This window comes from Dyadobacter sp. SG02, assembly GCF_900109045.1.
GTDB lineage: Bacteria > Bacteroidota > Bacteroidia > Cytophagales > Spirosomataceae > Dyadobacter.
This window is the reverse complement of the sequence record NZ_FNYL01000012.1, coordinates 158203-170972: the sequence shown is the minus strand read 5'-3', so window position 1 is coordinate 170972 and position 12770 is coordinate 158203. Positions and strand designations below refer to the sequence as shown.

The following is a 12770-nucleotide window of genomic DNA, read 5'->3' as shown; positions in this document are numbered from 1 at the left end:
ATCAGTGAATTAATTTCAACGATTTGACCACGTCGCCCGTCGTGAGCCGGTACACGTACACACCGGATCGCAGGCTGGTAAGATCGGTCTGGACAAAATTCCATCCCCTCGGAAACGCCGCATTCCCAAGCTGCTTTAAAAATTGCCCGCGATCGTTGAACAGATCCAACCGCGCCCCGGCTGCTTGCGGGAGGTAAAATGCAATCTCGGTCGGGCCCGTCGCCGGGTTCGGGATGTTTTGCAGCAATACCACTTCATTCGGCTGTTCGTTGATGGGCGAGCCATTCGGCGCGACGCGGAATGGGCGGCTTTCATTGCTCATAATTTCAGGTGCGGTCGTGAGGAGGTTGATGGTATATTGGCCGCCACGGAGCGTATCAGGCAGTGCGAAAGTAACTGAATGGCCGTTTACCGTTGTCTGATGAATGGTAATGCGGGCGCCGGTAGTTTGGTTGTTCAGCTGGATGGCGACGCGGTTGTCCGGGTCAAATGCCGAATTGGTGCTCAGCTTCACGGTGATCGGCGCTCCCGTAGGATAGGTCGCTTCCGGTTCAAAAGTGAGGATCTGGCGTTCGTTGAAGGTGTGGAGCTCGCCGCCGGTGGTCAGTACAAGGAGTTGGTCTTTAAAAAACTCGATGTCGAAAGGTTCGCGGAGGAAGTTCAGGCCTTCGGTGTAAGCATTTACCTTGCCGTTGGCGTAGCGGAGCAATCCAAATTGGGGAAAGTCGTCACCCGCAACTACCGGCCAGCGGTACATGACCAGCCACATCCGGTTTTGCTCGTCGAAAATGATCTTCTGAATGCTTTTGTCAAACAACGGGCGGACTACTTCCCATTCACCTTTGCTCCGGTTTAGTAATACCACACCCCAGTTGCCATAGGCATACGCATTGTCGTCCTTGTCAAATGCCATGCCGACAAGCTCATTCCAGAAAGGTATATGTGGCTGGGATGTCCACTGGTTATTTTCGAAACACCAGACCGCTCCGTTATCAGTAATTGTCCAAATCCTCTCTTTGTTGTCCTTAGCGAGGCAAAGAAGCCTGCGATCTTGTAGTGCACTATTGTGGGAAATCCACTTCCCGTTCAAAAACTGCGTGACGCCGGCGGAAAAATTCAGATAAAACAAGCCGGCGGCCTTGGTGGTTATCAGATCTTCCATGCCGCTTATTCCTTGAAGCGGCGGAATGGGTAGCTGGGTGAATTCGTTGCCTGTCTTCTTGACCATTCCGGCCAGGCCGTCGATTGTGTAAGTCGTTCCATCGGGAGTGGCTGCAATGGCGGTTACTCTTTCCGGGCTCTTGCCATTCGTAGTGGAGGGCAAAAAAGGCGTCCAGTTTTCCAGGTCGGTGGTTTCGTAATAGCCGGCCGACACACTGGCAACGAACAGCTTTTCCTGTGATGTAAGTAACCTGACGGTCCTTATGTAACTGCCGGAGCCGCGTGCATTGAGTAAGGCGGATGTGGAATGCCCAGGTAGGTGAATCGGGTATCTTTTATACCTGTGTTGAGTCGACCGGTGGCCCAGGTCGATTGAAAGCCCGTTTTTAATCCGATGTTCGAACGCAAGTAATAGGAGGTGTTTTCCGCCAGCTCGGGAAACAGGAGTTTTTTGTCGAATAGGCCGTTGTTCGGCGCATTGGTATGGGTAAACAGCTCGTCGACGACCAGGTTTTTGAATCCCGGATCGGTGGCGATCTGCAAGGTACCGGACACCGGCCCTGCCATGGGGGCCGGCGTCCATTGGCGGACGGCGAGAATCGGATCGGTAGACATTACGGGATTGCTCCGAAAAGGGATTGAACCCGGAATGGTGAACACGTTCAAGGCGTCCGACCAGTCACTCCATTGATTGTTCCGGAGTACCCTGTATCTGAATTTGATTCTCAGGAGCACAGGTAGATTGGGCTGTATGGAGAACGTTTCGATCGGTTTCCCTTTCGGCGTTAAGTTGAAAGTTTCCTCGGGATCGCGCCACTGCTCGGATGTACGGACCTCGTAAGCCGTAATGCCCGACAATAGCCTGAATGACCCGACTATATTGCCCGCCTGGTCCAATGCGACCGATAAAATGACCGGTGGCGCGCTGTTCGTGCCGGAGTCTTCAACCCTGAACGCAAGTGGCTGCGACCATTCGGCGGAAGATGTGGCATTCTGTGCCTGGTACCGCACAAAATAACTACCCGCATTCAGCCCCGGGGAGCGAAAGAAAGGCTGCAATACCAGCGTATCGTCCGTAATGCCCTTAAAATCGGCATCGGAGGCGATCTGAACGCGATAACGGCTGGCCCTTGCAGACGGGTACCATTCAAATGCCGGAATTGCAGTCGAACCCGACTCACCCGCGAGCCGCGAGATAGGGCCTGGCGCGGCGGGTTTTTCTTCCAGCGCCAGCAGTTTGAACGACGGGTTGACAGTCCCTTCTGCAAAACTCCGCATCAGGTTTCTGCAAAGCGGGTGAAAAGTCATTTCGCCCAGGCAATACGACATGATGGTGCCGTTCGGCTCTTCCATAAAGCCCTGGCTGCAATTTTCCGAAGTGCCTTCCAGTGCATAGCAGCGGTCGATCGGGCCTCCCGGCCAAAAACAATTGTGTGTATGCGGTGAGCCCAGCGTGTGCCCAAGTTCGTGGCACAGCACGCTTACGGAAAAATCCTGGCCCGGCGCCGGAAAGTTGGAGGTTAGCATGCGGTTCCCGCCGAGAAAAGTACCGTACCGGTTTGACATTCCCACTACGGCGTCCCGGACCTCCGGGCGTGCCGCATCCCAGTAGTTCATTACATTGGAAAAATAATCCATGTACGTGGCTAATGCGTAAGGCTCGGGCTTATCCCAGATATGAATGTGGTAAACCGTCAGTTTGATGTTCATCTCCTCCTCAAAAATCGCCGACGCTTCCCTGAATATTTCATAAACCCTGCGACGGATCAGCCCAATGTCCCCGCCATAATCGAGGTAAGTCTGATGGTTGATATCCACGCCCAGCCGGTATTCAAGCAAAGGGCCGTTGCTGGTACGCGCCCGCGTGAGGTCTATTTGTTTGCTTATTTTTTCGAGGTAAACAGTGGTAAGGGAGTCGCTGGTCCCGCAGGATGGTGCGGCTTGCTGTGCTGACAGATTTAGGGATAGGTTGATTAATATTATGATTATGAGAGACTTGAATGTAGAATTTGCTTTCATAGATAGGTTTGAAAATATGTAACCAGTCGGTTTCTCGGTCTTAGACAAGGAAAGCGTCCCTGATAGTTGCACCGGTTTTAATCTTGGCATTAAAAATTTTTAATGGTATTAATCCAATATTTGCTTTTGCGAATCAAACGTTTGTTTAACTATTTCAAACGATCGTTTGATTTTTAATTTAAAGCCGGTTACCTTTGTATTGTCATTAGCAAAAAGAAGAAAAGAACCCCTGCTAGTGAGCTACTTACATGGAATACAACGCGAAACAATTGCAGATAATAGAAGTGGCGGAGCGGCTGTTTTCACAGAAAGGTTTTGCCGGAACTTCGGTGAGGGATATTGCACAGGAAGCGGATGTGAACGTCTCGATGATATCCTACTATTTCGGTTCGAAGGAAAAGCTGATCGAGGCGCTTTTCCAGCTACGCATGACGGAGTCGAGCACGCGGCTCGAAACACTGGTGATGACCAGCGAGCTTTCGGCGCTCCAAAAATTCAATGTTTTTATCGACAGCGTGATCGACCGTCTGATGGGCAACCAATGCTTCCACAACATCATGTTGCGTGAGCAGCTGTCGTCGGAACGGACGCCGATCATTACCGAATATATCCGCGGATTGAAGTTGCGGAACCTGGAACTGATCAAAAGGATGATCCATGAAGGCCAGGAGGCAGGCGAGTTCCGGAAGGACATCAATGTGAGCCTGATGACCACGACGTTGTACGGTACCGTCAACTACGCCATCGCTTCCAAGGATTTTTACAAAAAGTTAAATGAACTCGACCACCTGAACGACGAGGAATTTCAGCAGCACCTGCGCGGTGAGCTGAGCCATCATCTTAAGAACTTATTCAAATCAACAATAACCAATGAACACCACATCCAGAATTAAAAGAATGGTTTGTCTGGCAACCGGGATCATCTGGATTACCGTGACCGGCCATTCGTACGCACAAAGCGCACGCACGATCAAGCTGGAAGAGGCCATTGCCATGAGCCTGCAAAACAGCAAGCAGCTGAAACTGAGCCAAAGCAATATCGATCTCGCGGGGCTGGGTATCCGTCAGATCAAAGAAAACCAGTTGCCGAGCCTGAGCGTTTCGGGTTCCTATCTGCGCGTGAACTCGCCCAATGTCAACCTGAAAATCAAACAAGAAGGCAACGACAGCACCGGTAACTCGGGCGGCATGCCGAATGTACACCAGGCCATGTACGGAATGGCGAGCGCTTCGCTGCCGCTGTTTTCGGGTTTTCGTTTCAAATACGGTCTCGAATCGGCCAAATATGTGGAGCAAGCCGTGAAACTCGATGCCGACGCCGACCGTGAAGCCGTGATCCAGAATACCGTCGCTGCTTATGGTAACCTTTACAAAGCTAAAAAGGCCGTTGACCTGGTGACTGAAAACCTCACGAGCGAGCGCGAGCGGGTACAGGAGTTTACCAACCGCGAGAAAAACGGAATGCTCGCCCGCAACGACCTGATGAAAGCCAAATTGCAGGAATCGAACGTGGAACTGGCATTGCTGAATGCGCAGAACGATCTGAAAATCACTACCATTAATATGAACCTGTTGCTTGGCTTGCCCGAAGAAACCGTGCTCGAAGCCGACACCGACAGCTTTGCCGCATTGAAAGAAGAAGGCAACGCGGCTGAGTGGGAACAAACAGCCCTCTCGCACCGCAAAGACTTCGCAGCGAACGGCATCCGTCAGAAGGCGGCCGACAGCGATATCAAAGTAGCAAAAGCGGATTTGTATCCAAGTGTGGCACTTTCAGCCGGCTATGTCGCATTGAATATCCCGGGCGTAGTGACGGTTCCTAATGCGGTAAATGCAGGTATCGGATTTAAATATGATGTAGCATCGCTCTGGAAATCTCACGCAAAAATCGCCGAAGCCCGCACGAAGGCCTATCAATTGAAAACCAATGAGCAGATCATTCTCGACAAAATCCACGTCGAAGTGAACACGGCCTATTACAACTACGTGCTGAGCAAAAGGAAGATCGATGTGTATGCGAAAGCCGTGGAACAAGCCAATGAAAACTATCGCATTACTAAAAATAAATACGACAACAGTTTGGTGACGACCACGGAACTGCTCGACGCCGACGTGGCGCAGGTACAATCGCGCATCGATTACGAAGCGGCGAAAGCCGACGCAGTGGTCGCATATAAAAAATTAGAACAAACAGCCGGCGTCATCAACTAAATACGCCGGGAGGCCTGACAACAGGCCGCCAGAAGCACAGCTTCGAACTATTCAGTCATTTAATCATCGGACCGGCGACCCGGTCAGTCATTCACAATTGAATATGGAAACCAAAAACACCACCGAAGAAGCACCTAAAAAGAAAAATAGCCGCTTCCTCATTATCCTGGCCGTGCTGATCATTGGCGGCGGTACCTGGGGTTTTACCAAATACAACCACGGACAACACCACGAAGAAACCGACGATGCGCAGATCGACTCGGACATCAGCCCGGTAATCCCCAGAATTTCAGGTTATGTTACCGAAATCCGCGTGAAAGATAACCAGACCGTGAAAAAGGGCGATACGCTGATCGTACTCGATAACCGCGACCAGATCATTAAACTGGAACAAGCCAAAGCGGGCCTTTTGGGCTCGGAAGGCAGCCTGACCGTGGCACACGAAACTACTAATGCGTCGGCGGCGAGCGGCATTACTTACGAAGCAAATATTGCAGTGGTAGCAGCGCAGATCGAAGAGGCGAAAGTGAATGTATGGCGCGCCAACCAGGATTTCGCACGTTACGAAAACCTGATCAAGGACCATTCGATCACCCAGCAGGAATTTGAACAGGCGCAAGCGACCAAACAAAAAGCGGAACGCGCATTGGCGGTGCTGGAAGCCCAGAAAGGTGCTGCCGAACGTCAGGCGAAAGCAGCCGGTCGTCAAACCAGGGCTACTTCGGTGCAATCGGCCGTCGCGAATGCGAATATCAAGGTGCGCCAGGCGGAAATCGCGAATGCGGAGCTGAACTTATCATACACCGTGATCACCGCGCCTACCGACGGTCGCGTATCTAAAGTGAATGCGCAACTCGGCCAATACCTGCAAGCCGGACAGTCGTTGTTCAGCATTATCTCGACCCACAAACCATGGGTTACCGCGAACTTCAAGGAAACACAGCTGACTAAAATGAAATTGGGACAGCATGTGAAAATCCATGTGGACGCTTACCCCGAACACGAATTCGAAGCGCAGGTAGCATCATTCTCGCCTGCCACAGGTGCCCGCTTTGCCCTGCTGCCTCCTGATAACGCGAGCGGTAACTTTGTGAAAGTGGTACAACGACTGCCGGTACGCATCGAATTTACCAAAGCGGACGACGAAAAAATCGCGCAGCTGCGCCCGGGCATGAACGTGTTCGTGGATGTGGAGCTGAACTAACGTGCCCGAACGGAATTTTAGATTCTAAAAACCAAATAACCAATGGAATTACAGGAATCACTCGTCGAATACGGCTACCGCAGGGTAATTATTACCATCACGGCTGTATTGTGTGCGCTGCTGGAAATCGTGGATACCACGATCGTGAACGTGGCGCTCAACGACATGCGCGGAAACCTGGGCGGCACGTTGTCGGAGGTGAGCTGGGTGATTACCGCCTACGCGATCGGTAACGTGATCATCGTGCCGATGACCAGCTGGCTTTCGCAGCAGTTCGGCCGCCGCAACTACTTCGCCGCTTCGATCATCATATTTACGGTTGCCTCATTCCTCTGCGGTAATGCCGATAATATCTGGGAGCTGGTGTTTTTCAGATTGATACAAGGTTTTGGTGGCGGTGCGTTGCTGGTAACGGCGCAAACGCTGATCACCGAAAGTTACCCACCCGAAAAACGGGGCATCGCACAGGCCATTTACGGCCTGGGTGTGATCGTAGGCCCTACATTAGGCCCGCCGCTGGGTGGTTATATCGTAGATAATTACAGCTGGCCTTACATTTTCTACATCAATATCCCGCTGGGTATTATCGCCGCGATGCTGACGATGGAATTTGTAAGAAGCCCGAAATTCGCTAATAAAAAGGCAGCCAACGAAATCGACTGGTGGGGCATTATTTTCCTTGCCGTGGCCGTCGGTTCGCTGCAATATGTGTTGGAAAAAGGGCAGGAAGAAGACTGGTTCAATGACGAGATCATCACGATCCTTTCCGTAACTTCTGTTTTTTCATTCTTCTTCTTCATCTGGAGGGAATGGACTTACAAGAACCCGATCGTAAACCTGCGGGTGTTGGGCAATGGAAACCTGCGGGTCGGAACCATACTTTCGTTCATCCTCGGCTTCGGCTTGTACGGCTCGACATTCATCATCCCGCTTTACACCCAGGCGACATTAGGCTGGACGGCGACCCAATCGGGTATGCTCATGGTCCCCGCCGCAATTGTGACCGCTATGATGATGCCTGTCGTGGGCCAATTGCTGCAACGCGGCGTGAAACAGCAGTACCTTGTAGCCATCGGGATGGTATTCTTCTTTGTGTATAGTTACTGGGGTTACCTGATATTGACACCCGACACGGGTAAGGACGCATTTTTCAGCATGCTGATCGTGCGCGGTATTGGTCTGGGGCTGCTTTTTGTGCCTATCACCACCCTTGCATTATCGACATTGAAAGGCCGTGAGATCGGAGAGGGCGCTGCCTTCACGGGTATGATGCGGCAGCTCGGCGGCTCGTTCGGTGTGGCGGTGATCACGACCTTTATCGCACGCCAGAATATGTCGCACCGCAACGACCTCGTGACCAAGCTGGATGTTAACAACCCCGTTGTGCAGCAGCGCGTTGAAGGTTTGCAACACAGCTTTATGGCCAAAGGTATGACGCCCGACGTGGCGCTGAACAGCGGCTACAAGATACTGGACTACACCGTGTCCAAACAAGCGCAGGTAATGTCGTACATGGATGTGTTCCTCTACCTGGGTGTGATGTTTTTGATTTGTGTTCCCTTTGTGTTATGGACGCGGAGCGGCAAAACAAAAGTCGACGCTTCGTCCGTGCACTAGTGTTTTTTAAGTGTAGTAGTATTGCAGAAGAAGCCTCCCGGAGTCGGGGGGCTTCTCTTGTTTTGGTGGTTTGAGGCTCAGGCTTTGAAAATCAAAGCCCAAGCATTGCCTTTAATTTTGGCATCGTTAAAATATTGACCTTAGGAAACGGAATTTCTAAAAGTACATTGAAATGCCTGTCATGCGTAACGATATAATCCGCCCGACAACTAATTGCGCAATCAACGAATTTATTATCGTCCTGATCCAGAATGAGGTTCCACCGGTAATGTGGGGTAACCCAAATACTGTTTCGGGCAGTGGCTAGTAAGTCAACAACATTGGCTGCAAGTGTAGGAGCATAGAACTCACCAAATACTTCTTCGTATTCACCCAGAATTTCAGTGGTAATCGCAAATTGAAATTTGCCTTCACGTAAAGCATCGAACAGCCAACGTGTCTCGGATTGTTTTGGGATACTGACCAGTAGGCAGTTAGTGTCGATGACTAAAATCATTCATGGTTTCAATAATGTGTGCGCTTATGCTCTTCGAGTGCCTGGTTCAAATCTTCCTGTGTGAGCCCTTTTTCTGCCCAGATCTGCTCCATTTCCTGATCGATCTGCTTCGCGAAATAATCCGTCAGCAGTTCTTTGATTTCCTCTTCCTGTCTAGCATTCAGTTGTTTTTCAAATAGTCTGATCATGAACAACTGCATGGAATTGAGTTTAGTAGTCTGTTCCATTTTTCTGCCTGGTAATGTTGGTACAACTTAACAAGGTTTTAGTAATACTTTGTTCTCATTAAGGCAAAAACTCTTGAAGGGTTGTTATTAATGATCCTTCGTTCCTCCATTTCTCCCTACATTTGCCCGAATACATTCAAGTAAAATAGTGCACCAGAATTACCATTTCCTGAAACAACTCGCTCCGCGCCTGCATTCCGAACTGGCTGGAAAGCGCTTTGTGGAGGCATTCAGCCAGCAGAAGGACGAGCTCATCATCGTTTTCGCAGAGGAGGATCACGACGAGGAGTTGATAAAACCATTCTTCATCAAAGCCACATTAACCAACAGTTTCTCCTGCCTGAGCTTCCCCGAACGCTTCGACCGCGCCCGGAGGAATAGTGTGAACCTTTTCAACGATTTCGAAGGGGATATGGTTGGTTTTTTGAAGGTTTGTGACAACGAGCGGGCTCTTCAGGTGCGTTTTGAGAGCGGCAGGGATTTGATATTCAAGCTATTCGGAAACCGCTCCAATTTCATTGCGGTAAATGCGGAAGGCGAGGTTACACAGCTTTTTAATAACAAACTTGCCACCGACCGGAACCTGACGGTGGCATCCCTGAACCGCGGGATCGATCAGTCGTGGGAGGCGTTTGTAGCGAATAATGGGCGTTTCGAGCCGCTTTTCCCGACGTTTGGGAAAGTCGCGAACAAATACCTTTCGGGTAAGTTGGAGGGTAGGGAGGATCTGGCCGAGCGCTGGGCCATTGTGCAGGAGGTTTTGAGGGAATTTGAATCGTCGGTTTTCTACATTACCAGAATTGAAAATATCCCTGCATTAACCCTTTTTGAAACGGGAGAAGTAGCGCAGGTTTTGCATGACCCTATCGAAGCATTAAATGCATTCTATCTCGCCTACATCCGGTTGAGCGGGCTGGATAAGGAGAAGGCGGATATTGTAAGGTTGCTCAAAAAGCGCATTCAGCAGACGGATAATTACCTCGAAAATACCTTCCAAAAACTCGTCGACCTGGAAAATGCGACCAAAAATGACGAGCTGGCCAACATTATCATGGCCAACCTGCACATTATCCCGGAACGGGCAGAGAAAGCCGAGTTGTATGATTTCTACCGCGATCAGCTCATTACCATTAAATTGAAAAAAGACCTTTCCGCGCAACGTAATGCGGAGGGCTATTACCGCAAAGCCAAAAACGAGAAGATCGAGATCGACCGGCTGAACGACAGCCTCGCCGCACGTGAGGCGGACCGGAAACAGTTGCAGGATCATTTGGAGCATATTGAAAGTATCGAATTGCTACGGGACTTGCGGGCTTACATTAAAACCCATAAACTGGAACAGGGTAATGCGGGCCCGGCCATCGACGAACTTTTCAAGCGCCTCGATTTTATGGGTTACACGATCCTCATCAGCCGGAATGCCAAAAACAGCGATTTGCTCACGAAACAGGCGCATAAGGAAGACCTCTGGCTTCACGCGAAGGATGTTACCGGCTCGCACGTGGTGGTGAAAAACCAGCCCGGCAGGAAATTCCCCGCGCCGGTGATCGAGCGGGCAGCGGAACTGGCGGCATTTTATTCGAAGCGCAAGAATGATTCGCTCTGCCCGGTGATCGTGACGCCGAAAAAATTCGTGCGAAAGCCGAAAGGCCTGCCTGACGGCCTGGTGCTGATCGACAAGGAAGATATCGTAATGGTTGTGGCTAAGGGCGAGTGAGTTGCGCGAAATGTCCTAAAAATGAAGATTTTATTATTTATTAACCTGAAACCTCCTTTGAATAATCTTTTGCTATTGCGAACTTCGTGTGAAATTTGAGAACCGGAATTTTTAGTGCAGAATGCTCGAAAGTCGTCGATTTGTCATCATTGGTTTTTTTGCTTTAGTTGGGATCATATACTTGCTGCGACTTTTCTATCTACAAGTGCTGGATGAAAGTTATTCCATCGAATCGTCAAGCAATTCCATCAAACGTGTTACCGAAATCCCTTTCCGCGGCCAGATCTACGACCGCTATGGAAAGCTCATCGTATATAATACCCCCGTTTATGACCTGCTGGTGACGCCCTCTAAGGTAAGAATGGACGATACGCTCCGTTTTTGCCAGGTAGTAGGCATCGAAAGACGCGATTTCGACAGCCTGATGAATGCCGCCAGTACGTATAGCCGCATGAAGCCCTCGCTTTTCTTGCGGCAGCTCTCGAAAGAGGATTTTGCCTCGATCCAGGACATTATGGTCGATTATTCGGGTTTTGAGTTTGCCAAAAGCTCCCTGCGCACGTACACGGCGCCGACGCTTGCGAACACGCTCGGGTATGTGAGCGAGATCACGAAAGGCCAGCTCGAAAAGCAGGAGGAACCCTATTACCGGCAGGGCGATTATATCGGTCAGAGCGGCGTGGAACGCATTTATGAAGATGAGCTGAGGGGAAAAAGAGGTACGAAATTCGTCATGCAGAACGTGGCGGGCGTTTACAAAGGTCCCTGGAAAAACGGGGAGCTCGATACGATGGCCGTTGCGGGCGAGAACCTTTATAGCGGTTTGGACCTCGAAGTGCAGCAGTATGCCGACAGCCTGATGGTGAACAAAGTAGGCAGTGTGGTGGCGATAGAACCGAAGACCGGGCAGATTATCTCGATGGTTTCCGCCCCGACTTACGATCCGAACATCCTGGCAAGTCGCTACTTTTCCAAAAACTTCGCCGCATTGGTGCGCAATCCTTACAAGCCGCTGTTCAACAGGCCGGTTATGGCGAGCTACCGGCCGGGGTCGACATTCAAACTGATCCAGGCGCTGATCGGTTTGCAAGAGGGCGTAATTACGCCGGGAAGCGGTTTTACACATGCCAACTGCCCGGTAGGATGCCATAATCACCCCGCGACGAGCACAGTGGCGCTCGGCGTGACGCATTCATGCAACCCTTATTTTTACAATGTATTCAGAAGGCTGATCTATAAAAACAATATCAAAAACACTTTCAAAGCCTCGGCTGTGGGCCTGGATGCCTGGCACGACGATATCGCGAAGTTCGGGATCGGGCAGCGGCTGGGGATCGATTTGCCGAGTGAGTACAAAGGGAATTTGCCCAATAAAAAATACTACGACCGCTTCTATGGCGAGTACCGCTGGAAATTCTCGAATATCTACTCGCTCAGTATCGGCGAAGGCGAGTTGCTGATCACGCCTTTGAAAATGGCTAATGTGGCGGCCATTATCGCTAATCGTGGGTATTTCTACACGCCGCACGTGATCCACGCCGTCGGCGACAAGAAAACGGTGAAGCCGGAATTTCTCGAGAGGCACGAAACCGGGGTGGAACCACACAATTTCGAGCCGGTGATCGAGGGAATGATCGGGGCGGTGGAGGCCGGTACGGCGCGGCGCTCCCGGGTGGAAGGCATTACGATTGCGGGTAAAACCGGTACTTCACAGAACAAGCGCGGGGACGACCACTCGATTTTTATCGCGTTTGCGCCTGTGGATGATCCTAAAATAGCGATTGCCGTTTTTGTAGAGAATGCAGGTGCGGGCGGTTCGGCGGCGGCACCTATCGCCAACCTGATTGTCGAGAAATATCTGTCGCGCAAAGTGACCAACAAAGCGCTTGAAGAGCGGATGATGAAGCTCGACCTGATGAGTAAGGTGGTGCTGCCGACGACGAAAAAGCCGGACGAAGCGGAGACGAAGAAGAAAACAGAGGAGGTAAAAAAGCCTACCGGCGATCCGAACGACCCATCGAACCGCTTGCCGGGTACACCGCATCCGGCCAACCCGGCGGCTATGAGGGGACCTGTAACTTTGCCGAAGCAGACGCCAAAAGCACTTTAAGAACATAC

The 12770-nt window shown here is 50.9% G+C and carries 10 protein-coding genes; 6 read left to right on the top strand and 4 right to left on the bottom strand.

What is annotated here, in order from left to right:
- Position 1: 1 nt before the first annotated feature.
- A complete protein-coding gene (locus BMW93_RS25585; RefSeq protein ID WP_090383083.1) occupies positions 2 to 1375 on the bottom strand; it encodes a T9SS type A sorting domain-containing protein in 1374 nt (457 codons plus the stop codon).
- Positions 1376 to 1422: 47 nt separating this feature from the next.
- Positions 1423 to 3180 (bottom strand): M12 family metallo-peptidase, encoded by a 1758-nt coding sequence (locus tag BMW93_RS25580; RefSeq protein ID WP_177194195.1) that lies wholly within the window; start codon positions 3178 to 3180, stop codon positions 1423 to 1425.
- A gap of 248 nt (positions 3181 to 3428) precedes the next feature.
- Here BMW93_RS25580 and BMW93_RS25575 point away from each other — a divergent pair, with 248 nt between their 5' ends.
- From BMW93_RS25575 to BMW93_RS25560, 4 genes are all read left to right on the top strand, one after another.
- The gene (locus BMW93_RS25575; RefSeq protein ID WP_090383078.1) at positions 3429 to 4073 is read left to right on the top strand and encodes a TetR/AcrR family transcriptional regulator; all 645 of its coding nucleotides are present in this window, start codon (positions 3429 to 3431) and stop codon (positions 4071 to 4073) included.
- Complete coding sequence (locus tag BMW93_RS25570) at positions 4051 to 5391, top strand: TolC family protein (RefSeq protein WP_229240801.1); 1341 nt, start codon at positions 4051 to 4053, stop codon at positions 5389 to 5391. The genes BMW93_RS25575 and BMW93_RS25570 overlap by 23 nt, the downstream gene beginning before the upstream one ends.
- A 103-nt stretch (positions 5392 to 5494) precedes the next feature.
- Positions 5495 to 6595 (top strand): HlyD family secretion protein, encoded by a 1101-nt coding sequence (locus BMW93_RS25565; RefSeq protein WP_090383073.1) that lies wholly within the window; start codon positions 5495 to 5497, stop codon positions 6593 to 6595.
- Between the two features lie 42 nt (positions 6596 to 6637).
- The gene (locus BMW93_RS25560; protein WP_090383070.1) at positions 6638 to 8212 is read left to right on the top strand and encodes a DHA2 family efflux MFS transporter permease subunit; all 1575 of its coding nucleotides are present in this window, start codon (positions 6638 to 6640) and stop codon (positions 8210 to 8212) included.
- 91 nt (positions 8213 to 8303) lie between these two features.
- On the opposite strand, the gene BMW93_RS25555 is transcribed toward BMW93_RS25560, so the two are convergent.
- Positions 8304 to 8708 carry a putative toxin-antitoxin system toxin component, PIN family gene (locus BMW93_RS25555; protein ID WP_090383068.1) on the bottom strand — a complete coding sequence of 135 codons (405 nt, stop codon included), beginning with the start codon at positions 8706 to 8708 and terminating at the stop codon, positions 8304 to 8306.
- Between the two features lie 8 nt (positions 8709 to 8716).
- Positions 8717 to 8935, bottom strand: a complete 219-nt coding sequence (locus BMW93_RS25550; RefSeq protein ID WP_090383065.1) for a hypothetical protein — start codon at positions 8933 to 8935, stop codon at positions 8717 to 8719.
- Positions 8936 to 9083: 148 nt separating this feature from the next.
- On the opposite strand from BMW93_RS25550, the gene BMW93_RS25545 reads away from it, so the two are divergent.
- Positions 9084 to 10652: an NFACT RNA binding domain-containing protein gene (locus BMW93_RS25545; RefSeq protein WP_090383063.1), complete on the top strand. Its 1569-nt coding sequence runs from the start codon at positions 9084 to 9086 to the stop codon at positions 10650 to 10652.
- Positions 10653 to 10773: 121 nt separating this feature from the next.
- Positions 10774 to 12762 carry a penicillin-binding transpeptidase domain-containing protein gene (locus BMW93_RS25540; RefSeq protein WP_090383060.1) on the top strand — a complete coding sequence of 663 codons (1989 nt, stop codon included), beginning with the start codon at positions 10774 to 10776 and terminating at the stop codon, positions 12760 to 12762.
- The last annotated feature ends 8 nt before the right edge of the window (positions 12763 to 12770 follow it).